Annotated in this window: 19 protein-coding genes and 1 pseudogene; 3 read left to right on the forward strand and 17 right to left on the reverse strand. The window is 39.0% G+C overall.

Annotation, left to right across the window (positions count from 1 at the left end; all coding sequences use genetic code 11):
* Positions 1-257: 257 nt before the first annotated feature.
* The 8 genes from O3655_RS03795 to O3655_RS03830 all read right to left on the reverse strand — a co-directional run bounded on the left by O3655_RS03795 (position 258) and on the right by O3655_RS03830 (position 8,037).
* The gene (locus O3655_RS03795; RefSeq protein WP_000797736.1) at positions 258-551 is read right to left on the reverse strand and encodes a helix-turn-helix domain-containing protein; all 294 of its coding nucleotides are present in this window, start codon (positions 549-551) and stop codon (positions 258-260) included.
* Positions 541-906, reverse strand: a complete 366-nt coding sequence (locus O3655_RS03800; protein ID WP_042902787.1) for a type II toxin-antitoxin system RelE/ParE family toxin — start codon at positions 904-906, stop codon at positions 541-543. The genes O3655_RS03795 and O3655_RS03800 overlap by 11 nt, the downstream gene beginning before the upstream one ends.
* A 156-nt stretch (positions 907-1,062) precedes the next feature.
* Positions 1,063-1,428 carry a TIGR02328 family protein gene (locus O3655_RS03805; RefSeq protein WP_042902788.1) on the reverse strand — a complete coding sequence of 122 codons (366 nt, stop codon included), beginning with the start codon at positions 1,426-1,428 and terminating at the stop codon, positions 1,063-1,065.
* Positions 1,412-1,816 carry a YbgA family protein gene (locus O3655_RS03810; protein WP_042903099.1) on the reverse strand — a complete coding sequence of 135 codons (405 nt, stop codon included), beginning with the start codon at positions 1,814-1,816 and terminating at the stop codon, positions 1,412-1,414. The genes O3655_RS03805 and O3655_RS03810 overlap by 17 nt, the downstream gene beginning before the upstream one ends.
* 53 nt (positions 1,817-1,869) lie before the next feature.
* Positions 1,870-3,615, reverse strand: a complete 1,746-nt coding sequence (locus O3655_RS03815; protein ID WP_042902789.1) for a DUF2075 domain-containing protein — start codon at positions 3,613-3,615, stop codon at positions 1,870-1,872.
* On the reverse strand, positions 3,615-3,950 hold the full coding sequence (locus tag O3655_RS03820; protein WP_042902790.1) for a nucleotide pyrophosphohydrolase: 336 nt from the start codon (positions 3,948-3,950) through the stop codon (positions 3,615-3,617). The genes O3655_RS03815 and O3655_RS03820 overlap by 1 nt, the downstream gene beginning before the upstream one ends.
* 122 nt (positions 3,951-4,072) lie before the next feature.
* Positions 4,073-4,924 carry a hypothetical protein gene (locus O3655_RS03825; RefSeq protein ID WP_042902791.1) on the reverse strand — a complete coding sequence of 284 codons (852 nt, stop codon included), beginning with the start codon at positions 4,922-4,924 and terminating at the stop codon, positions 4,073-4,075.
* Between the two features lie 479 nt (positions 4,925-5,403).
* Entirely contained in the window at positions 5,404-8,037 is a 2,634-nt protein-coding gene (locus O3655_RS03830) for a DEAD/DEAH box helicase family protein (protein ID WP_371641180.1), read from the reverse strand.
* A gap of 132 nt (positions 8,038-8,169) precedes the next feature.
* Here O3655_RS03830 and O3655_RS03835 point away from each other — a divergent pair, with 132 nt between their 5' ends.
* Positions 8,170-8,787: a TVP38/TMEM64 family protein gene (locus O3655_RS03835; protein WP_000076174.1), complete on the forward strand. Its 618-nt coding sequence runs from the start codon at positions 8,170-8,172 to the stop codon at positions 8,785-8,787.
* Between the two features lie 46 nt (positions 8,788-8,833).
* On the opposite strand, the gene scrK is transcribed toward O3655_RS03835, so the two are convergent.
* Positions 8,834-9,721 (reverse strand): fructokinase ScrK, encoded by an 888-nt coding sequence (gene scrK / locus O3655_RS03840; protein WP_084860218.1) that lies wholly within the window; start codon positions 9,719-9,721, stop codon positions 8,834-8,836.
* A gap of 158 nt (positions 9,722-9,879) precedes the next feature.
* Entirely contained in the window at positions 9,880-11,766 is a 1,887-nt protein-coding gene (locus tag O3655_RS03845; protein ID WP_268702371.1) for a sucrose-specific PTS transporter subunit IIBC, read from the reverse strand.
* A gap of 378 nt (positions 11,767-12,144) precedes the next feature.
* Here O3655_RS03845 and O3655_RS03850 point away from each other — a divergent pair, with 378 nt between their 5' ends.
* Both O3655_RS03850 and O3655_RS03855 read left to right on the forward strand, forming a co-directional pair.
* Entirely contained in the window at positions 12,145-13,599 is a 1,455-nt protein-coding gene (locus tag O3655_RS03850) for a sucrose-6-phosphate hydrolase (protein ID WP_000455343.1), read from the forward strand.
* A complete protein-coding gene (locus tag O3655_RS03855) occupies positions 13,580-14,545 on the forward strand; it encodes a LacI family DNA-binding transcriptional regulator (RefSeq protein ID WP_000225979.1) in 966 nt (321 codons plus the stop codon). Before O3655_RS03850 ends, O3655_RS03855 begins: the two co-directional genes overlap by 20 nt.
* A 34-nt stretch (positions 14,546-14,579) precedes the next feature.
* Here O3655_RS03855 and O3655_RS03860 read toward each other — a convergent pair.
* The 7 genes and pseudogenes from O3655_RS03860 to cas3 form a co-directional block, all read right to left on the reverse strand.
* Positions 14,580-14,810, reverse strand: a pseudogene (locus tag O3655_RS03860) (3-hydroxy-3-methylglutaryl-CoA reductase); the annotation flags it as partial.
* A 1,865-nt stretch (positions 14,811-16,675) separates the two neighbouring features.
* A complete protein-coding gene (cas6e, locus tag O3655_RS03865; protein ID WP_000275970.1) occupies positions 16,676-17,323 on the reverse strand; it encodes a type I-E CRISPR-associated protein Cas6/Cse3/CasE in 648 nt (215 codons plus the stop codon).
* Between the two features lie 4 nt (positions 17,324-17,327).
* Positions 17,328-18,047, reverse strand: coding sequence for a type I-E CRISPR-associated protein Cas5/CasD (gene cas5e / locus O3655_RS03870; protein ID WP_000849181.1), 720 nt, complete (start codon positions 18,045-18,047; stop codon positions 17,328-17,330).
* 9 nt (positions 18,048-18,056) lie between these two features.
* Positions 18,057-19,130, reverse strand: a complete 1,074-nt coding sequence (gene cas7e, locus O3655_RS03875; protein ID WP_000210568.1) for a type I-E CRISPR-associated protein Cas7/Cse4/CasC — start codon at positions 19,128-19,130, stop codon at positions 18,057-18,059.
* A complete protein-coding gene (gene casB, locus O3655_RS03880; RefSeq protein ID WP_000893380.1) occupies positions 19,120-19,713 on the reverse strand; it encodes a type I-E CRISPR-associated protein Cse2/CasB in 594 nt (197 codons plus the stop codon). Before casB ends, cas7e begins: the two co-directional genes overlap by 11 nt.
* Positions 19,714-19,720: 7 nt before the next feature.
* Positions 19,721-21,388, reverse strand: a complete 1,668-nt coding sequence (locus O3655_RS03885) for a type I-E CRISPR-associated protein Cse1/CasA (RefSeq protein WP_371641181.1) — start codon at positions 21,386-21,388, stop codon at positions 19,721-19,723.
* Positions 21,375-24,155, reverse strand: coding sequence for a CRISPR-associated helicase Cas3' (gene cas3, locus O3655_RS03890; protein ID WP_371641182.1), 2,781 nt, complete (start codon positions 24,153-24,155; stop codon positions 21,375-21,377). Before cas3 ends, O3655_RS03885 begins: the two co-directional genes overlap by 14 nt.
* Positions 24,156-24,419 lie beyond the last annotated feature (264 nt).

Raw genomic sequence — 24,419 nt, forward strand, 5'->3', positions numbered from 1 at the left:
ATATCACTTTTTTGAACAAGAGAAAAAGACTTGAGACCAGTGTCTCAAATCCTTTGTATTGCTTGTTTTATTGCTGTATTTTAGTTAGAATGCTCAAACGAGCTATTGACGATTCTCATCAGTGACTATGGCATGCTATTAGAAAAGACTATAGGTTAGTTATCCTTTGGTAATTTTGATATTTCCCTGAAAAAGTGCGGACGGGAGGTAAAATTGTTCTGTGGATGATTTTAGCCAACCAAGTAATCTCATCTCTATCAACTTTTTTCCTGTTCAAGTGGGACGACTGCTAGTGTCTTTCCTAAACTGGCTAAGACTTTCAAGACTGTATCCAACTGAGGACTGGTCTTTCCTGTCTCCATCCTAGCTATAACAGGCTGGCTTACTCCACTGAGTTCTTCTAGCTTTTTCTGACTAATACCTTGCTCATGTCTAGCTTCTATCAACTCACTCATGATAGCCACTCGCATATCACTTTCAAGGATTTCCTCCTTGGTAAAGAGTTCAGATCGGATATCTTTCCAATTACTTCCAATAGCACTATTCTTCATCACTTAACCCTCTTTCTTTTATGTCTTTCAGTTCACGCTTGGCTTTATCAATCTCTCTCCTAGGAGTTTTCTGAGTCTTTTTAACAAAATGATGTAAAAGAACAAAACTCCCATCAACCCATGCTACAAATAAAATCCTATCCTTAAGAGGTCGTAGTTCCCAAATCTCATCTTCCAAATGTTTGATATAGGGTTCACCAGTTCTAGTCCCATGCTGACTAAGCAACTCGATATAGTCGTTTAGTTTATTGAGTTTGATGCGACTGTCCTTACTCTTCTTTCTAGCCAATTCTCTCATATAATCTAAGACTGGCTCATTTCCATTTTTGTCCTTATAGAAGTAAATTGTATGCACCAAGCAACCTCTTTTCAATTTAATTATAACTTAAAAGTTATTAAAAGTAAATCCTAATACTCATAAAAAGGAGACCTTAGAAAAACTCTAAAGGTCTCATCTTTATTATTCGAAAAAATTACGAGAAGAGTTATAATGTGGAGCCAATCCTGACTCTTACTCCAGCTCAATGCCTTTCTCTCGGAGATTAGCCAGGCACTCCTCATAGTATTCTGCATCATGCTCACTATAGATGGGATTGTCCAACTTTTCCTCAGGCAAGTCTTCATAAGCTGGGCAAATTTTGCCACGGTAGTTCTTGTCCAGCCATTCTGGACTGACATTGTAGCCACGGCCAGCCATTTCCTCCATAATCAAGCGATGATAAGCATAGAGTTGATAGGGCGAGTGGTTAAAGACATAGTCCACCGTCGCATGCTTTCTGCCCCAGCCATTGCCACGCAGGGCGCAGCACTCTCGATGTTGCCCCAAGAGCTGCGGACGGGGAAGTTGTGAAATCAAAGCCTCATGCCAAAGTCTCATGGGAGTCTCCTTTCAGTAAAGTCGAATGTTGCAAGTAGGTATTTGGATAGCGATCAAGCAAGTCTCGAGTCTTAGCGATTAAGTCCTCCTTAGAAGCCTGACCAAAGCGGTAGCGATCCAGCAAGAGCATATAGTCCTTACGCTCGGCATCGGTCGCTTTATTTTTGAAATAGCCCCAAATATGCTGAAAAGCGTTGCAAACCTGACCCCTGTGTTCTGGAATCTGGCAAGCACGGTCAATGAGGTTTTGAACATGGCTGACCTCCACCTGTTCATTCTTCAAGTATTGGCGAATCCCATTGTAAATATTGCTAGAATGACTCAAAACGAGGTATTTGTTCCTAGCCCAGAGTTGTTGGCAAAGGGCACGTTGGTTGTTGTTAGTCATAATTGACATTATACCATGTTTGAGTCAAAAACATTATTTCTTACATTATGTACTTATAAAATTGCCTCTTTTAAAGCTTCTTGAAGTTCTTCATCTACTGCGTATATATAAAGTCCATTTACTCCTCTAGTTAATAAAACATTTAATTCATTTTTCAAAAGATCTTCACCAAAGTTCTTCATTTCACCATTTTCGAGTTTTCTATTTTGAACCGCACCTTTATTTTTACTTTCAGAAATATCAAACATGATTTTACCATTTCTGTATTTAACTGATGGACCAATAATTACCCCAGCGTAATTCAAATCAAATCCCTGAACCGTAAAAGTAGAGCCTATTTCATCAATTGTTTGGGGTTGCTCTATCCAAGATAATTTTGCGTCTTTCTTCTCTGGCTTTATTTGTTGATTCCAAGGAGCCTTCCAGTCGCCGATTTCAACAAACCATTTTGGTCTATCTTGTTTCTTTTTTTCTTCAACATAAGGCCAATCATATGTTGCAACTAATCTAGAAATACCTAGTTTTTGATCTTTATTCTTTAACTTAATAGCTTTTTGTAGTTCAAAAGGAGAATCAAAAATTCTAATATCATATTGCTTATCTTTTGTTAATTTTTTGATTTCACAATCATCAATAATACTTCTAATCCAATTGACAGTTTCAGGATTTGCTTTTATTCTCATTTGATTACGTAATTCAATTAAATTTCCTTCCAGATTAGCTTCATGCTCCAATTCAAAAAATGTATTATCAGTCCATATTTGAGATTTATTCATAATCTGTTTATCATCATAAACCAAAACAACTACTTTCGACTGTGCTAATAAATCAATTAAATGATTTCCTCCAAGATATGCTTGATTTTTCGCAGTAAGCAGTAAATGCCCTTCGTCAACTATAACCACTCCTGCTTTAATCTTTTCTTTTCTCAAGGCATTTAAAAATTGAGTAGGCTTCATTGCCACTTCCAAACTAGAACCACTATTCCAATTCAGTTTTCTTTCAATTTCTTTATATACACTTAATTGGTTATTATGATTTACAATAAGATTAATGTAATTATTATCTTTAATAAATGAAATATCTTCAGAATTTAATAAATCATCTACCAACGAACTCATTAAAACTGTTTTCCCTGCTCCAGCTTCTCCTTTAACCAGAATAAGGGTTCCCTCTTGATTTTTACTAATGGAAGCAATTATTTTATTTATGATAGTATTTTTAGCTTCAATTTGTTCTTCGGTTAATTTATGAAAGGGAGATGCTTTAAAAATTGCTGAATTTCGAACAATACTCTCAATCGGAAATAATGACTGATTTCTTTTTCTCAGTGAACGCCAAACTTTTGAAAAAATTGAATCCAATTCATTAGATGTATAATATTCATTTTGAGGATTCTCTTTTCTATTTTGTACTCTTATGACTTTACCAACACTTGAAAGATAAAGCATTAAACGATTTTCAATGTCTAGAGTTAAAGACTTATTAAAATGATTGTGACCAATTATAAACATCTTCGTTGTAGAAGATGTTGCAAAGTCTCTCCAATCATCCCTGTTTTCTTTCTTTATATCATCTGTTAAGTGCTGGCTAGTTCGCCGAATTATATCAGCTGTTTCACCTACATATACACTAAATTGATCATTCTTATTATCGTTAACAATATAGACAACTGGATAATCAAATAAAAGTTTCATATCATTTTTATGTTCACTAGATTTAAGTTGACTTTTAAGATTTACCAGCGAATTGTTTGAATACTCTATCTCTCTTACTATTGGGCTTTTTATTTTAACCATTATTTCTCCAACTCAGTATATTTTTTATTATTACCTTTACTTAACTTAACAGGATATTTCCGATTATTATCAACTAATTTATCTTCAATAATCTTTTCTACATCTAATTGTAAATTATCAGCCAACATAAAACTATAAATTAGAACATCGGCTAGTTCCTCTTTTATTCTTCCCAATGATTTACTAGTGACCTCTTCAGACTGCTTCCACTGAAATAATTCTAAAAGTTCACTCGCTTCGATCGAAATTGAAATTGCTAAATCTTTTTCATTATGAAATTTTCTCCAATCACGGTCATCTCGAAATTTATTAATTTTATCAATTGTTGACTTCATTTTAATTCTCCAATGTAAATCTACTAATATATATTATAACATGAATAAGTTTTATAAATGTGATAAAAATAAAATAAAAAAGAAGGATTTACTCCTTCTCTGTGGACACTATTCAATTTCTATCACTTATTAGTTAGAATTTCTATCAACTCTTCGTCATTAAGTGATTTATTATCACTGAACCTAATTGAATTATCATAATAAGCCTCATAGTATTCAGGTGATAATAATGTCATATCTAAGATGTAGCTTTTATCTTTATCCTTTTGATAATTTGCTACTATCTCTGATTCTCGTAGTTCTTTCTGAGATTTTGGTGTACCATTAGTCCTTTGGTACTTTTCCATCAACTGCAAGTGTTGAAAAATTACTGAAATATATCTAGAAGGATTTACTAGAAATCTTTTACTTACAACAGACTTCGGAACTAAGATTAGAAGTTCCTCTACACCATTTTCATTAGGAGCAAGAACATACTGGCTTTCAAAGGTAGCCCACTCATGACTCTCAGAATCCCAACAATCAAAACGTTGTACTTCATTACTGATTTTTAAACCGTGTAATCGAGCTTGTTCTAAAGAATATAAAATCAATTCTTTTTTTAATAAACTTACTAACAAATCAGACAGCCTATCTTCTGAAAAACTCTTTACAAAAATCGGCATCGCTATAGGTGTCAGTAATTTTTCTTTGATTCTACCTACCGATTTATAGACATACCCAAAAAATTGATCAAGCATCTTCATTGAAACACCTGTCCCTTTGGAGTTACTCTCAGAATATCCAAAGTGGATAGCATTACATTCTTTAGAGTGTGAAAACAATTGAAATGCGCCTGCTTTATTACCTAAAGTGTACATTTTATAGACTGTATTTACAAAATCATTAACAATATTTCTAAAACCATCTGATAGCAACAATGGGTCTAAAAATAATTTAACATCCTTTGATGTATCTACATCAACAAAATCCAATCCTACTTGGATTGATTCTCTATTTAATAAGTTTGATATTCTTATAATATCTACCTCTTTTCTTAATTTTTTCTACAACTATTATTATATCAAATAAAATCAAAAAATCAATATATTGTATATATTTATAACAAAATTTTAAATTTACACTATATATTGTATAAATTACTTAATTCGAGTCCGTAATTCTATTATTCTCTATATCTTGTGTTTTACAGTACTTAATAACAAACCCAAAATCACCCTTAGAATGTAGTCTAGGGGTGATTTTTTGCTTACAGATTAACATTTACATCCTAGACTACTATCTCGGATTTTGTTGAGTTCTTTCAGGAGTTGAGTTAGGTACTTTTTTATGGGTAGGCTATTCGAAACTTAAAACGTAACAAAATCTATTATTTCTTCATCGTTCGAAATTTAGTTTACTCCTAAATTTTATTCTTTACACTCCTTTGAAGATTAGAGGACGATTTTTCTTCCTACTTCAACGCACTTTTGACCTTTTTCTTCGTGATGATGCGGTCGTTTTTGTTGGCTAGGGATTTGAGTCTGGCTTCGAGCAGGATTTTTCGGCCTGCTTCGTTACGGGTATAGACGAGGTGATAACGTCCGATAGTTGGCCTCAGAAAGTCGAGGAATTTCTGTGCTTCTTCCTTGCGCTTGTCAAAAAGGCTAGGCACGGCATAGTAAGGTGATTGACCTTGTAGGACTTTCTCTGCCTTCAAGAGATAGCGCTGGTTATCCACTGGAGCAAAGAACTCTCCCACAGTCTGCGCAAACAGCTCCTTGTCCCTCATGCTTCCTCCCTTGAGATAGGCGAAAACTATATAATTTTCCTTGTCCTCCTCTACATGAACACGGGATTGATCGTCCGTTAGATGCCCCGAATCTAGCAGAGCCTTTCGGATCTGCTCACCCAGAGATTGCAAACGTTTATAGGGACTTTTATAACGGAGGTAGCGCCAAGATGCAAAGACCAAAAAGAGGAGACAGGCTGCTGTAAGCCACCAAACACCAATCAGTCTCAGTCTAAATAGCAAGACTAACAAATCTACTGCCAACAAGAGCAATGACATGCGAACCCATTTTAATGCATCAAGCAAGAGCATGACTGGGACCTTCTGTTTTTGGGTTGCGACTTCTGTAACTATCTCGAGCTGATCCGCTACGACAAGAGCATCTTGCCATTTTTTTCTCAAGCCTGCTCGATCCTTGGAGAGACTCTTAACTCGCTCATTGTACTCACTAATTTGCTTTTTCTTAAAAGGGGGCTTTGGAAAATCCAAACGATCCAAACCGGTCTCAATACTCTCCTGATTATAGGACAAGCCAAGAAAATGCTCCATCCGTCGCGACAAGGTCTGCAGATCCTGATTGCTCTCTGGTCTAGGCTCCTCACTAGGAAGAGTGATAAGTGCTTGCGCTTGAACGGCTACCAGATGCCAGATGTTACTGGTCTTTTCTGGATGTCCCGGCCAGATACGAATGGCACGGCCACGCATCTGGTTACTTAGCATAAAGCTCCCCACAAAGCTTCCGAGTATTAGGGAATTAACACAAGGAGCATCCCAACCCTCTCCGAGGAGAGATTTGGTTCCGACTAGGACTTGAATCTGCCCTCGTTGAAAAAGCTCCGTCACTGCCGCTACGATTCCCTTAGCTGAGCTAGGAAAATCAACCTGCACATAATCTTTTGGATCCAAGTGACCAATAGATGAGAAACTAAGAGGAACCTGAGGCAAGAGTTCCTTCAACTCTGCTACCACATCGGTAGGCAAAATAACGACACTACCTGACAAGACAGCCAAAGATACAGGGGTCTCTTGCTCCTGAGCTTTTCGACGAATGCTTTCAAAATAAGGGAGTACCCCCAACTGAGAAATGGTTGCCTGATTATCTCCCAGATAGGTAGCAAAATCCTTGCGAATATAGTCAGCTAGTACTAACTGTCTCAGTTCCTGACCTAGACTCTCATACTCCGTCAAAAAGATATCGACAATGGCAGACAACTTCCCCAGAGATTGGGTTAAAAGCTGGTCAGAAGCCTTAGACTTAACCAGATAAACCTGACGTTTTTCCACCAACCCACGCGCCTTCAAGTCAGCCTCTAACTTTTTCCTATATCCATCTGGATCATCATACCAATCTGGAGTCTGATAGAGTATGCTCTGCAACAGCGTCTCCAGCCAGTAGGAGGTCAATGCTGGAAGCTTCTGGGTTCCCAGTAAATTTTGTAAAGAGGGAGGAATCGTTAACCCCTGAGAATGCATATAAATCAACATAGCAGACAAGTACTTGGGATCTTCTAAGAGCAAATCAGATGAAATATCCCCTTTGAGGACCTTTGAATCTGCTACAAATGTTTGAAAATCAGGATCGACTATAAGGTGGTGAATATAGTCCCACTTAGTCTCCTCAAACCGTTTGAGACGTTCCGCCTCTTCAGCTGTTGGTGAACACATATAGACAAAATCCTGATGAGGGCAAAGAGTGTCTTCCTTGACTAGTTCAGGTACCGTAATTTCTTGGTCGATTTCCCCACACATACGGATATAGCGTTCCCAGAGTTCAGGATCGCTGTCATAAGGTGGTGTCGCTGTCAGGGAGATGAGTTTCAGCGGTCCATACTGCTTGCGAAAGGCTTCCAGACTTTTCCACCATTCATTGCGCAGGTGGTGGCATTCGTCCAAACAAAGAGTCGCAACTTTCTGAGCTCTTAGGCTTGCAAGCAAATCAAACCCCACAAAATCCTCTGCTTCTCCATCTTCTTGTGATTGAAGTTGGTTCATGGCACTATGAAAAGCCTGATAGGTCACAATCGTTAATGCCTTCATCTCCTTTAAGTTTTGGGAAACGAGATCTGAAATCTTCTGTTCGTTCTCTAAAAAGGCTGTTTGAATCCTGTCCACCCATTGTTCACGAATGGTGACAGTTGGAACCAAGACAAGGGCTGGATTGCCAAAACGAGCGATTAGCTCGATACCAATGGTGGTCTTGCCGGACCCTGGAGCAGCCACTAGATGAACATGACCGTCTGCTTGATAGTCCTGAACACGATCCAAGACCTGTTTTTGATATTGGCGCCAGCTTCCTTTAAAGTCTAAACCTAACATGATACTCCTCATTCTATACCGTCATTTTCTTATTCTCATTTTACCACACTTATTTCACCAGTCAGATAATCCAGATAGTTTTTATTATCAAAATATGGTATAGTAGTATCATACTATCTATGAGGAGTTTACATGTCACAGGATAAGCAAATGAAAGCTGTTTCTCCCCTTCTACAGCAAGTCATCAATATCTCATCTATCGTCGGGGGTGTCGGCACCTTGATTTTCTGTATTTGGGCCTATCAGGCGGGTGTTTTACAGTCCAAGGAAACCCTATCGGCCTTTATCCAGCAAGCTGGGGTTTGGGGGCCACCACTCTTTATCTTTTTACAGATCCTACAAACCGTCGTTCCGATCATTCCGGGAGCTTTGACCTCAGTGGCTGGGGTCTTTATTTACGGCCACATCATCGGGACTATCTATAACTATATCGGCATCGTGATTGGCTGTGCCATTATCTTTTACCTCGTGCGCCTCTATGGAGCTGCCTTTGTCCAGTCCGTCGTCAGCAAGCGCACCTATGACAAATACATCGGTTGGCTAGATAAGGGCAATCGTTTCGATCGTTTCTTTATCTTTATGATGATCTGGCCAGTTAGCCCAGCTGACTTTCTCTGTATGCTGGCAGCACTGACCAAGATGACCTTCAAGCGCTATATGATTATTATCATTTTGACCAAGCCCTTTACCCTAGTGGTTTACACTTATGGTTTGACTTATATTATTGATTTCTTCTGGCAGATGTTTTGAGGATAGAAAAATCCGTTTGGTTTCCCAAGCGGATGTTTTCTTTGTTTTATTTTGCGACACTCTTAGCAAGGACAAAGTTCCCAAGTGTGGCAGAACCATTACCTGCGACTGCTGGAGTCACGATATAGTCACGCACGTCTGGTACTGGTAGGTAACCATTTAGAAGAGCAGTGAATTTCTCACGTACACGGTCCAGCATGTGTTGTTGGGCCATAACCCCACCACCAAAGACGATCACATCTGGACGGAACGTCACGGTAGCATTGACCGCAGCTTGAGCGATATAGTAGGCTTGGACGTCCCAGACAGAACTGTTGAGTTCGATGTTTTCACCACGAATACCTGTACGAGCTTCGAGGCTTGGACCAGCCGCAAAGCCTTCCAAGCAGCCCTTGTGGAATGGACAAACGCCGTTAAATTCTTTCTCTACATCCATTGGGTGCTTAGCCACATAGTAGTGACCCATCTCAGGGTGACCGACACCACCGATAAACTCGCCACGTTGGATAACACCTGCACCGATACCTGTACCGATCGTGTAGTAAACCAAGTTCTCGATACGGCCGCCAGCATTGTTACGGGCAACTACTTCACCATAGGCAGAGCTGTTTACGTCTGTCGTGAAGTACATTGGAACGTTGAGGGCGCGACGAAGGGCACCAAGCAAGTCTACATTTGCCCAGTGAGGTTTCGGAGTTGTTGTGATAAAGCCATAAGTTTTTGAGTTTTTGTCGATATCGATCGGACCAAATGAACCGACAGCAAGACCTGCAAGATTATCGAATTTTGAAAAGAATTCGATGGTTTTATCGATAGTCTCGATAGGAGTTGTTGTAGGAAACTGTGTTTTTTCTACAACGTTAAAATTTTCATCTCCGACAGCACAGACAAACTTTGTACCGCCCGCTTCTAAGCTTCCATATAATTTTGTCATGATAAACCTCTTATCTTTGTTTTCTCTATTATAGCACATTTTAAAGGGCTAGATTTCTCAATATTTTAGATTTTCCTCTGTAAATCTTACCATCCAAGTAAAAACGAACAAACATAATATTTGTTCGTTTTGTTTTTAGATTTGATTTTCGAAGAGGACTAGGCTTTCACTTCGATGATAGCATCACCCTTGACAACTGAACCGCTTGCGACTGGTGTCACAGAAGCGTAGTCTGCTGTGTTGGTTACGATAACCATTGTTGTGTCATCAAGACCTGCAGCAGCGATTTTGTTTGAGTCAAAGGTTCCAAGAACATCACCAGCTTTGACCTTGTCGCCTTGAGCAACCTTTTGTTCAAAACCTTCACCGTTCATAGTCACCGTATCAATACCAACATGGATCAAGATTTCAGCTCCATTAGCTGTCTTCAAACCGTAAGCATGTCCTGTGGCAAAAGCAATCGATACTTCCGCATCAGCTGGTGCATAAACCACACCTTGGCTTGGTTTTACTGCGATACCTTGTCCCATTGCACCGCTTGAAAAGACTGGATCATCAACATTCTCAAGGGCAACTACGTCCCCAACGATTGGAGTTTGGATTGTTTCATTTTGAGGAGCTACTGGAATGTTACCAGTTGTTTCTTCTTGAACCAAGCGTTCTGTCGCCACTTCACTAGCAACTTCTTCTTCGTCCTCGTAACCAAACATGTAGGTAAGGGCAAAACCAAGAACAAATGATACAGCTACCATAAGAAGGTATTGTAGAAGTTGTCCGTTACCAATGTAAAGCATTGTACCAGGGATGACTGTGATACCATTACCAGTACCAGCAAGTCCAAGGATAGATGCCAATCCACCACCGATTGCACCAGCAATCAATGAAAGGAAGAATGGTTTACGGAAACGCAAGTTAACCCCGAAGATAGCAGGCTCAGTAATACCTAGGAAGGCAGAAAGAGCAGCTGGGAAAGCAAGTGTTTTAAGTTTAGGATTTTTAGTTTTCACACCAACGGCTACTGTCGCAGCCCCTTGAGCTGTCATCGCTGCAGTGATGATGGCGTTGAATGGGTTAGCATGGTCAGCAGCAAGCAATTGAACTTCAAGCAAGTTGAAGATGTGATGAACACCTGATACGACGATTAATTGGTGAACTCCACCAATCAAGAAACCACCAAGTCCGAATGGCAAGTTAAGAATAGCTTTTGTTCCAATGAGGATGTAACTTTCAACAACGTGGAAGACTGGTCCGATAACAAACAATCCAAGGATTGACATTACAAGGAGTGTTACGAACGGTGTTACCAAGAGGTCAAGTACATCTGGAACAACTTTACGAACAGCTTTTTCAAATTTAGCTCCGACAACCCCGATGATGAAGGCTGGAAGAACTGAACCTTGCAAACCTACAACTGGGATAAATCCGAAGAACTGCATTGCAGTTACTTCACCACCAGAAGCAACAGCCCAGGCATTTGGAAGTGAGTCAGATACGAGCATCATACCAAGGACGATACCAACGGCTGGGTTACCACCGAATACGCGGAAGGTTGACCATACAACCAAACCTGGCAAGATGATGAAGGCTGTATCTGTGAGGATTTGGCTGTAAATGGTAACATCTTCTGGAAGTGTGATTCCAAGAGCGTTCAAGAGACCACGAAGACCCATGAAGAGACCTGTCGCTACGATAACTGGAATGATTGGTACAAAGACGTCACCGAAAGTACGGATAGCACGTTGGAACCAGTTTCCTTGTTTAGCAGCTTCTGCTTTCATATCTTCTTTAGAAGATGTTGGTAAACCAAGTGCAACCACTTCGTCGTACATCTTGTTTACTGTACCAGTCCCAAAGATGATTTGGTATTGGCCTGAGTTAAAGAAAGCTCCTTGAACTTTATCCAAGTTCTCAATCACTTCCTTCTTGATTTTCCCTTCATCTTTGACCATGACACGTAGACGAGTCGCACAGTGAGCTACACTGTTGACATTTTCACGTCCACCAAGGGCTTCGATGACCTTTTTTGCAATATCCTGATTGTTCATTTGCAAAAATCTCCTTATATAAAATTTTGTAAAGTGTTTGAAAGCGATTTTATCCGCCCTACGACTATTATTTTATCATGTTTCTAAAATATGTCAAGCGTTTTGCAGAAATTTTTATTCCCTTTCTTTTTCCTCTGATTATTTTTGCTCGTTTTTGAGGGAAATTCTCTTTTTCCTCAAAAAAATATCTTTAAACTTGAGGAATAAAGGTTTTTATTTACATTTTCTTTCATTTTTTCGTGAAAATTTGTTAGATTTCCTTTACTTGATTTATGGCAACCGTTTGACATTTTTTGCTATTTTTTAACATAAAAGACTTGCTTTTTTGGTCGAAAACGTTTACTATTAAGGTAGTAGAACTTTAGGAGGAAAGATAAAATGGAATGGACAACTGAGCGCCGTTATAGACGCTATGAAGACTGGTCTAATGATGAAATCAAACAAATCAAGGAAACGATGGCACAATCTCCTTGGCATACTCGTTACCATGTCGAGCCTAAAATAGGTCTTCTCAATGACCCAAATGGCTTTTCTTATTTCGATGGCAAATGGATTCTCTTTTACCAGAACTTCCCCTTTGGTGCAGCACATGGGTTGAAGTCTTGGGTGCAGCTTGAAAGTGATGATTTAGTGCGCTTTACAGAAACTGGAGTCAAAGTTTTGCCAGATACTCCATTAGATAGCCACGGTGCCTACTCTGGTTCTGCCATGCAGTTTGGCGATCAGTTGTTCCTATTTTATACTGGAAATGTCCGTGATGAAAACTGGATCCGTCACCCCTACCAGATCGGGGCTCTTTTAGATAAGGATGGCAAGATTACAAAAATTGACAAGATCTTGATTGACCAGCCATCAGACTCTACTGATCACTTCCGTGACCCACAAATTTTCAACTTTAAGGGGCAATATTATGCTATCGTGGGTGGACAGGACTTGGAGAAAAAAGGCTTTGTTCGTCTCTACAAGGCTATAGATAATGATTACACCAACTGGCAAGCAGTTGGTGACCTAGACTTTGCCAACGACCGTACTGCCTATATGATGGAATGTCCAAATCTGGTCTTTATCGGTGAACAACCTGTACTTCTCTACTGCCCGCAAGGATTGGATAAGAGTGTTCTAGACTATGATAATATCTATCCAAACATGTACAAAATCGGGGCTTCTTTTGATCCTGAAAATGCTAAAATGGTAGATGTCTCTCCATTGCAAAATCTAGACTATGGTTTCGAAGCCTATGCAACGCAAGCCTTCAACGCTCCAGACGGACGCTCTCTAGCAGTTAGTTGGCTTGGACTACCAGATGTAGTCTACCCATCTGATCGTTTTGACCACCAAGGAACTTTCTCATTGGTCAAGGAACTCACTATCAAAGATGGCAAACTCTACCAATACCCTGTCGCAGCTATCAAGGACCTTCGTGTCTCTGAAGAACCCTTTTCAAATCGTGCTCAAACCAATAACAGCTATGAACTCGAGCTCAACTTGGAAGCCAATAGCCAGAGCGAGATTGTCTTACTTGCCGACAAAGAAGGCAAGGGACTTTCAATCAACTTTGACCTTGTAAATGGTCAAGTGACAGTGGATCGTAGCCAGGCTGGTGAGCAGTACGCCCAAGAATTTGGAAGCACTCGTTCTTGCCCAATCGACAAGCAAACTACTACTGCTAACATCTTCATCGACAATTCTGTTTTTGAAATTTTTATCAATAAAGGAGAAAAAGTATTTTCTGGTCGCGTCTTTCCGAATGCCGATCAAAATGGTATCCTGATCAAATCTGGAAACCCAACCGGAACCTACTATGAATTAGATTATGGTCGCAAAACTAACTGATGTCGCAAAACTTGCTGGTGTCAGCCCTACTACCGTTTCTCGGGTTATCAATAAAAAAGGTTATCTGTCTGAAAAAACCATTCTCAAGGTCAATGAAGCCATGAGAGAATTGGGCTATAAGCCCAACAATTTAGCTCGTAGCCTCCAAGGAAAATCAGCTAAGTTGATTGGCTTAATTTTCCCAAATATTTCCAATGTTTTCTATGCAGAATTGATTGATAAGTTGGAACACCAACTCTTTAAAAATGGATACAAGACCATCATCTGTAACAGCGAGCACGACTCTAAGAAGGAACGGGAGTACATCGAAATGCTAGAGGCCAATCAGGTCGACGGTATCATTTCTGGTAGTCATAACTTGGGAATTGAAGACTACAATCGTGTAACAGCGCCAATCATTTCCTTTGACCGAAACTTGTCTCCAGACATTCCTGTTGTCTCCTCTGACAACTACGGTGGCGGGGTTCTCGCTGCCCAAACCTTGGTCAAGACAGGTGCCCAGTCTATTATCATGATTACAGGGAATGACAATTCCAATTCGCCTACTGGACTGCGTCATGCTGGTTTTGCCTCTGTACTCCCAAAAGCGCCTATTATCAATGTTTCGAGTGACTTTTCTCCCGTCAGAAAGGAAATGGAAATCAAGAATATCTTGACTCATCAGAAACCAGATGCTATCTTTGCTTCAGATGATCTGACAGCCATCTTGGTTATCAAAATAGCTCAGGAACTGGGAATCTCTGTTCCTGAAGAGCTCAAAGTCATCGGCTATGATGGGACTTACTTTATCGAAAACTACTACCCTCAACTGGCGACCATCAAGCAACCCTTGGAAGAGATTGCCCAACTCACTGTTGATCTTCTCTTGCAGAAGATCGAAGGCAAGGAAGTCGCGACAACTGGTTACTTCTTACCAGTCACCCTATTACCTGGAAAAAGTATTTAAGTACAAAAAACTCAGACGAATTCGTCTGAGTTTTTTATGATCTTAAGTTTTCGAGATAGCGCTGGGCTGTCTCTAAGTTAAAGGTTTTATCTGCGATGAGGTGCTCAACGAGGGGAGCAACTTCAGACTCACTAGCACCTGCTAGGAGAGCTAAGGATTTGGCCTGTAACTTCATGTGACCTTGCTGGATGCCCGTACTCACCAAGGCTTTGAGGGCCGCAAAGTTTTGGGCGAGACCGATAGAAACGATAATCTGAGCTAAGGATTTTAGTCTCGTTTTTCCAATCAAAAAATGTTGAGCATTTAGTTCTGAAAATCTCTAAGAAAACAGATGCAAGACAAATTTTCTTATACTCTGCTACAAGTTTTTTACCCAACTGATGTTATTGTTACCAAATGTCTCCATGATGACTTCATTCGATTTACTTGTCTTCTCCTTTGTTATGTAAGATGTCTTCTTTGACACAAAATATGCTTTTTTCCTATAAAAAAACACTCCTATCTCTAATTTACCAGTTTTCAATAGGGAGATTTTCTTATATCTCATTTTATGTAGTCAATCCCCCGCGTGTGCGGGAAAAACTTGCTTGATGGCTACAAAGGAAAAATTGGTGGAGGATCACCCCCGCGTCTGCGGGAAAAACTGGGCCATCTATGAGATGGGGCTAGATAATCAGGGATCACCCCCGCTTCTGCGGGAAAAACATAACTTCCATAAAGCGAATACAAGCATCTGTAGGATCACCCCCGCGTCTGCGGGAAAAACAGAGGGATTGTCCAGCTTGTGGATGTGTCTACAGGATCACCCCCGCGTCTGCGGGAAAAACAGAGGGATTGTCCAGCTTGTAGATGTGTCTACAGGATCACCCCCGCGTCTGCGGGAAAAATAAACATGAAAGCCAGTTCAATTCCTGTATCCAGGATAGGATCATCCCCGCGTGTGCGGGAAAAACTCCATTGATAAGCTAAAGTTGCTAAAAATACTGGGATCACCCCCGCGTCTGCGGGAAAAACTCAACGTTTTCATTCGTGAGATAATACCATTCAGGATCACCTCCGCGTGTGCGGGAAAAACATCGCTAGACTGCTGATTTGCTTGTCTTGTTCAGGATCACCCCCGCGTGTGCGGGAAAAACCAATTCTTCATCTTTTTTAAGAAGTGAACTTAAGGATCACCCCCGCGTCTGCGGGAAAAACAGTGGAGCAGTCAAACCCAATCGGCTTCTATCAGGATCACCCCCGCGTGTGCGGGAAAAACGTAAGGATTGCAGCACTTGAAACGTCTTGCGTAGGATCACCCCCGCGTATGCGGGAAAAACTCACCCTCATGGTCATTGATAGTCATAATCATGGGATCACCCCCGCGTGTGCGGGAAAAACCTACCGTCATTCTTACCGATGACCAAGCCCTCAGGATCACCCCAGCATGTGCGGGAAAAACAAAGGCATTAAAAAGCCCTCTTTACTATACCCAGGATCACCCCCGCTTCTGCGGGAAAAACCACGGTTTCTATTTCAACGGTCAGAAGCAAATGGGATCAATCCCACGTCTGCGGGAAAAACACAACCATTCAAAAGGTCATTTTCTTAGACCCAGGATCACCCTCGCATATGCGGGAAAAACTTACTTGTTTCTTTCTTATTATCTTCAATCGTAGAATCACCCCCGCGTGTGCGGGAAAAACTTCAAGTGCCTTGATTTGCTTATCCTGGTCTTGGGATCATCCCCGCGTGTGCGGGAAAAACGGATATCCACCCCGTTCGTACAAGTGAATTGTGGGATCACTCCCGCGTGTGCGGGAAAAACATTTGACTCAATATGGGAATGTCAATCGTGTTAGGATTACCCCCGCTTCTGCGGGAAAAAACCTGCCAAAATGACAAGGATGCTGACTGCACCGGGATCACCCCCGCGTGTGCGGGAAAAATAGGCTATAATCAGTCACCAAACGGAAAGTCACGGGATCACCCCCGCGTATGCGGGAAAAACAGATTGGCAAAGAATATCGCAAGAGCAGTGGTAGGATCACCCCCGCGTGTGCGGGAAAAACTGTTCTACGTAAATAAAGCTGACACGATCACTTATTTTAGGAAGTTCTCGCAGAGATGTTTTCTTCGTTCCACTTTTTTTTACCATGATTCGTTTCCCAATGGAATAACGGTCATTAAACCAAAACCGTATGCTTTTTTCTTTCCCATTCCTTCAGTCAAAAGCTTCTTAAAAAGATCTGCATCACTAACTGTTAAGACCCCTTCATAAACAACCTTTATCAATCGGATAGGTTTAACAGCTTTTTTAAACACCTCATAACCACGTTCAACGATTGAAAAATCTTCTTTTATCAGTGAGAATCCATTTTTGTCAGAGCGTTCTACTAGATAATTCATCTGATGTTCACTCGTAATATGAGGTTTTACAATACCTCTTTTAAGATTATCTGGTGATACTAAGGAAATAACTGGATTAAGCACCACTCGAAATTTCATTCGGCTACCAGTATAGATGTTATCTAAAAATTGTTGATAATCCTTGGTTTGAGCACTACCAGCAACCCCATATTTTTCTAATCCTTGTAAATCAGGTTTATTTTTACTAACAATAATCAGGTAATCTTTATCTTGGATACGATCTATACGCCATAATTTTCTTGTTCGAATAGATTGTTCCATTTCTTCTGGAAAACTCTCTTCTACCCAAGCATGATATGCGCCTATATGTGTTAAGCGCCTAATTTTTCGGCGATTGGTCCGATCAATTTCTACTCTTGAGATATACATACCATCAATCTCCTATACTCTTAAAAACATCATGTGCCGTATTTTTATCTCGAAACGAATTCCGAACTTGAACCAGTTCTCTAGTTTCATACCTATAGCCAAATCTTCTCCCCTTTTGTGAAAAAGACTTGACAACATCTTGTCTCAATTGATAAATACCTCTATCGGTTAAATGTCTATCAGAATAGATTTCTAAAGTTACGGCATCCATAAACTTTCTCTTCATAAACCATGGTGAAGCTTGCCATTCAAGAGTTCTCAAACTTTCAACTGCTCCAATCTCAGTTTCACCTAAGATAAAATCTGCAGTCAACGGCAGAGCCCTTCTTCCCATAAATGGTTGGAAATAGGGATTTCTCAAAGCTTGTAAAATCATTTCCAAAAACTGCTCATTATTATGAGAAAGAGCCACTACAAAAACAGCATCTTCTAAATAATAACGATTTGTGACATAATTTCGTTCAAACTTTCCTTTTTCTGTATACTTCTGTGCAATATGAAAATCTCTGAGTAAATTTCCTTGTTGATCCACTCGAACTGCAAAATCCAGCTCGTTTAAACGAACAATTTTTTCATCATCGTCTCGACGATATCCTAGACTTGAAGCAATCAACCCAATAACAGAACTCTTAGAAGGATAAAAATCCGTATGTCTTGTTTCGAAATGTGAACTTGTCCCCCAAGATTGCAAAGGACCAGCAAATTTCAACAAAATAGTCTTCATGCCATTCACCTATTTTTTGAGGAATTGTTCTAAGGTTTCCGAAAAATCTTTTAATAATTCTGAAACTGAATATTTTTCCTCACCAATTTGTTTTAAACTCTCATTTTCATCCAAAGTCACATAGAAAGTCAAAAGTGGTTTATTCACGAATTTTTCAACTCTTGTATACTCTTTAGACAGTTTTTCAATAGATTTCGCCACATAACCATCTGTTGATTTAACTGGTTCTTCAAAAGCACTGACAAGATTAACAGGACGATCATCACGCAAAGAAACGATTAGAGCCTGCGGTAAAGTTTGATTGGCAAAAGTATTCACTTTTCCTGTCGGGAGGGAATTTGCAAATGCTTCGATGAATAAATTCAAACTGTTCTTTAAGGATTTCTCATCCTCTAGTTGTTTTGATAATTCATGAATCGCAACATTGGCATAACGATAGAGCGTAGAAGAGTTAAATTCGATGGTTCCCAGCATACCTGCACCTGCATTATCCTCTGGAGCTAAATCATCAATAGCAGTAAAGAAATCAAATTCAGTTTGTACAGCATGTGTTGAAATAGCATGAGCAACTTGAGAGGAAGCATCCTCGTTTAGAACTGGATCTTCAGCTACCATTCGACCGAACATAGCAACATCAATGGCTGGATTTGAGTTAGCTAGTTTTTGAAGTTCCTTTTTATCAGTCAGATTTTCATAGGCTGCTTGAGCTAATTTCTCAGCTTGTCTATCCCCCATAAAGTAAAGTGCCTTGACTTTACCTTTTTTCTTAATTCCAGTAGCTATCAAGACTGTATCTGCTTTGGTTAGTGCATCTTCAAAACTGATAGAATTATCTAGTTCTACAATTTTACCCGCAACATACCTTACAATGTCTTTTGTTCGGACACCGACATTTGACTGTTCTCCATAAGTATTAAAATAGTCTCTTATAGCTCTCTTCCAAGCTTGAGAACTCACGCGCGATCTTTTTACGCCACCGTACTGAGCAGTCTTTGGGCTACCTGTATCATCTCTATTCATATTTGAAGGTGGTAAGGTTTGTATAGCATGAATATCTAAAAATAAGCGTTGGTTAGTTGTCATTGTGTTTTTCTCCTTTGATTTGTTTATAATATGATCTTGCCCAATTTAGGCGAAGATTTTCTTGTACATTTTTTAAAAACCAATACAAGTCTTCAGCTAACTTAGCATAATCAACCTTTGTAGCAGGAGACTTTGTTTTGAGCAACATCATCATGTGGCGTAAATGGTAGATCAACTCTTCAAAAGTTGATGATGTAATCATAACATTGAACCTTCTGTCAATGGCTGTCGTGTCATCTCCTTTTCGAAGTTGACTAAGAGCAGAACCGATATTTTGATAAGTATCGGGCTCATCTAACATCACACTGGTTGAAGTTCCTTGTTGATGTAAGGCGTAAAATTGGATAGCTGTATAAATCGCTAACTCCTCATAGCTAGGCTGCTGGTATGAATTGACGAACTCCTCTGGTAAATGCTCAAATAAAATCGGCCAGATATCTGTTGCATCGCTCAAGGGTTTACCCAACGTTTTTCTAATTTTGGCCAGTGCGGCTTTACTCAATGGTGACTCCAACTCATAACTCAATTGTCTAATAATTCTTTTTGTGACAGAACCAACTGTCTGTTTGGATTGTTCCAACACACACCTCCTATTTTAATTGTTGATGAAGCAAATATTCAAATGAATTATAGGCAGTTGCAATATTTTTTATTCGACCATCTTTTTCAATGCCGAGGTAGTCCCTAGTTCCTCCGTGACCTAAGATGCTCTTTGCTTCAGCTTTAACCATTTTTTTCAGCAAATCTCTCCATTCTTTGATTTTAGGATCCTTTTCATCATCTGGTAGGATACTGGATAACCATTCTCGAAAAGGGTGATCGATTTTGAAATAGAGCATTTCAACCATCTGATTAGTATAATTGTTGTTTGAGATATTCCTGATTTCTTTTAGTTCCTCTATATAGCGTTTATATACTTTGGAAATGACAGTTTTTGTTTCTTCTACCACCTCATTAATACGTGGTACCCAACCACTCTCATTAAAATCCGCCAAAACTAAATCATTGATAAGTATAGAGTCAATAACTTCATCAGTTGGAAGCCATGAAGTAGCATTTCCATCATCCTGCATACTAATGGAAATAATATTAAATAATCTATTTCCTATTATGTCACCTATATCTCCGAGCCAATCAATAATTCCCGGTTTTCTAAAGTGCCCTGTTCTATCTTCTACTGCTAGCAAACCAAATGACCGCCACAACGATTGATTCAAGAGATGTTTCCTAGGAGTATAGCTATCTTTATTTTCTCCTGTAGTATTATATTTCCATGTTGTCATCGGCTCTAAAAAATTGTCCCGATGATTAATTTCGGGTAATTTTACAATCTCAAAAGAGAAAGGCTTATTTAAATCATATTCTGGATCAATATAAATCCCTCTGCTCCAAATCGTATACAGATTAGTTAAATCTGTACATTCACTACCAAACAAATAGCGATTAATATTATCAGAACTAGCAAATTCCCAACAGGGACATTGAATACTTTCTAAATTATCATGGTCATAGAATGGCAAGATACAATTTAGTAACAGCGTTTCAAATAAAGAAGTTCCCTGTATAAAAACTGCCCCGATATCAAACAACCAGCCCTTTGACACTTTATATTTTTCTTTTCCAAAAATAACTTTATCGGATAATCCTGAGTACCCTTGAAAAGTTAAAAGCCATCGTGTAACTTCGGAAGCAGTCAGTTGTTCTTTATTTTTACCATTCTTTGGGGAAAATAAGGCTAACTTATTCTCACTCTCTGAAATCGTTCTATTGATATTTTTCCCAGAGATACTGCTTGCTTTTGCTTTACTAATTTTGTCTGCTACAATATCCTCTTTTCTAACTTGAAAAAATGGATATTCCTTATCAAATAAGTAAAAGCGATCCCGCCATTTTTCTAGGTAATGACTAACAATGTCTGGGAACTTACCACTTTCCCAAAGATCTTTCCATGTATCATATAAATCATCCTGATAGTCAGCAATATCAGATTCTTCCACAGGCTCAATTTGTTTAAACCGCTCATCTACTGCCAGATACTCATAGACATTACCATCTGCATCAAAGCGTGAAAAGACAGTATGTAACACAGCCAGCAAAACTCGCAGCACAGCAAAATCTTGCGTTTTTGTATCTCCTGCTAAATCTTTGTACTGATGAGCATTTATAAATAATTCCTGCAAGGAAACTTCTTTTGTTGTTCCTTTTTCATCATAAACGACAGAAATCCAGGGTTCATCTAGTAAATTAAATCGACTCATTCTTATTTAACCTCTCCGTTGTAATCCCATATTTTTTATCATATAAGAGTTTAAACCCATTGAGAATAAACTCATTGTTTTCATCAAAAATAATCCCGAGAGCTCCTTTTAACCACGATGAATTTCGCCATTGACTTAAATAGCTGTTGTTATACCTTTCAAGCTCTTCAATAGTTTGATCGATATTATAGCCCTTGGATAAACTCATAGGAAGTCGTAAAGTATTTTGTGCTACTTTTTTAGCGACCAAAGGATTATCAATATTCTGAGATATATCTTGATTTTCAATAAATAAGCTATAGCCATCAGACATTTTTTTTAAAGCAATCACTTCAATTGTATCTTCAACATCACGAACCTGAGCATTAGATTTTTCTTCACTATCGTTTGGATGCAGGTTCTTCAACCAACCAATCAGACTATTGTTTCTATGTCTCGATATTTTTAAGACAGGATCATTGATACGGTATGTTCTTGCCTTTGTTTCCTTATTCTTAATCGTGACATCATGCTCCGTCTTAGCATCTAAATATTTTTGCTGAAATTCCTGACTTGAAAACTCAATTGTAAAATCTGGACTATAAACTTTCTGGACTAATGGTGAAATATCATCTGGCAATCTCATGATATCTGGTAAAAAGTGCTGAGTTCTGGCTAACAGATAATCACCATAAACAAAACTACTTCCTTCTTCAAAATCCAACTCTTGGGAAGTTCCTAAAACGTAAAACCTAGCTATTTCATGCTTTTGAGGCCGTTCTATTTGGTGTCGATGAAGTCGTCCAATACGTTGTATTAGCAAATCCATAGGTGCCAGATCACTTATCATCACATCGAAATCAATATCCAAGGATTGCTCAATCACCTGAGTTCCAATGATAACTTTCTTATGTGGACGGTCTACATTTTTTCCGATTTGTTGTAATAATTCTTTCTCTTTTTGGATTCTTTCGGTCGCAATAAAACTGGAATGAAGTAATTCCACCATATCATCTCCAAAAATTTCCGAAAAGTTTCTTGCCAACTCTTGGGATCTTCTCACTGTATTGACAATGATTCCAACTACTCCACCGCCCTCAAGGGCATCTTTAACAGTTCCCAATAACTGCTCTTCTTGTAAACGAATGATGTGAATGTCTTTTATGTTTTGCTTATTGAATGTTGTAAGTTGATAAATCTCTGAGCCATCATTATAAGTGATTAAAGGATAAACGTCTGTCTTTAATTGGTCCGTATTTTCAATATCTCGCCATTTGATCCCCATCCCAGACATATAGCTTTTAAGGATATTTTCTCTTTGTTGAGAAGGTAATGTCGCTGACAAAATGACTACCGGAACACCATAGGCTCCCATCCATTTTATCGCCTCCATCAAATATTGACTCATATAAGCATCATAAGCGTGAACTTCATCAATAATAACAACCTTTTTACTAAAACCTAGATGACGCAAAGCTAAATGTTTTTGTTTCAATGCTAACATTAAAAACTGATCAACAGTCCCCACTACAAAATCATCTAAAGCCGAAGTCTTTCTCCCAGAAAACCATTCATTAATGATAACGCTACCATTTTCTATATCATCAAAATTAAATGTATTAGCTTTAAGTTTTAAAAAATCTTCGTTTAGAGCTGCTTTCCCGTGTACCAACTGAATAGATAGTATGTCTTCAGAATCATCCTTTAAACTTTCAACCCATTTTTCAATACGATTAAAAATCCCATTCGATGTCGCCTGAGTTGGTAAACCAAAAAAAAGACCGCTTCTTCCCGTCTTAGTAGCTAACTGCTCTGCTGTAATCAATGAAGCTTCTGTCTTCCCTAACCCCATTGGTGCTTCTAGAACTACAATCCCAGGTTTAGATATTTGAGTAATAACATGAGATAAGGTTGATTGAACATTATTAGGTTCAAATCCAAATCTTTCCTTATAAAGACTATCTGGTTTTGAGATATATTTAGGTTGCCACAAACTAGTTTTTTTCCACCTTTCAAACCCATCTTGAAGGCGTCTTAACTTATCTACCTCCTCTTTTTCATTGACACTTAATAAAGGAAAGTAGTACTCATTACTAGCGATCCAGTCAGCCATAATCAGCAATCCTGATAAGATAACTTGAGCAGGCTGTTTAATTCTAGGAAGCTCTCTCACAGAGTCAAACCCCAACTCATCTAAAGCACCGTTGAAGATTTCTTTTTGAACCAAATCCCAATTCTTATGGATAGCACTCTCCTTACTTTCATTTTGAAAATAGTTTGAAAGATAGCTCCCTTGATTTTTTACATCCTCAATCGTATCAATCGGTCGTCCATGGTGTCCACCAATAATAGTCGAAATATCCTCTTGAACACCATAACTAGATAGCAAATATTGACCTGCAAGGCTGTGATGACTCTTTTTTGGTGATGATAGTTGAAGTGAACTAATTTTAGTAAATCCTGACTGCTCCAATTTTTCTAATAGTTGAATATCCAAATCATCTGAATTTGCAAATCCTCTTTGAGTTTGAAAGGCTGGAGTTGCTTTCCCGATATCATGAACAGCAGCTAAAAATTGTGCAAGTCGTTTCCCTAAACCGCCATCATGTGTTACTGAATCCAGAGAATCCTCAATCAGTTTTTTTTGCCCCTCACTTAACCAATGCTCCCAGAGAAGTCCAATTATATTTTTTGTATCTTCTAGATGCTGAGACAAGGGTAACCAAAAAAATCTACCATTTTCTTCCTTTTTCTTAGCCCAAAGAGTATCGGACTTTTTCTTAGACATGCTTCATCCCCTCTTCATCCCATTTTATATATTTCCATTTTATACCTAAAAGTTTTAAAATACAACAACAAACATGGAAGGGGTTACAAAAACATGCTGTTTTCTAAAGTAGTGTAAACATAAGAATGGGAAAATCCTTTTTAGAGGAGTTTTAAAACATTACTAGAATGATCTTTATTACTATAAAACCATTCACCATAGAATTGCTTCACTTCCATACCCTAAAGTAAGAAATGGATGATATTTCCCTTAAATTAACTGTAA

Origin of the sequence: Streptococcus sp. 27098_8_70 (assembly GCF_041432215.1) — a bacterium.
Classification (GTDB): Bacteria; Bacillota; Bacilli; order Lactobacillales; family Streptococcaceae; genus Streptococcus; species Streptococcus oralis_CP.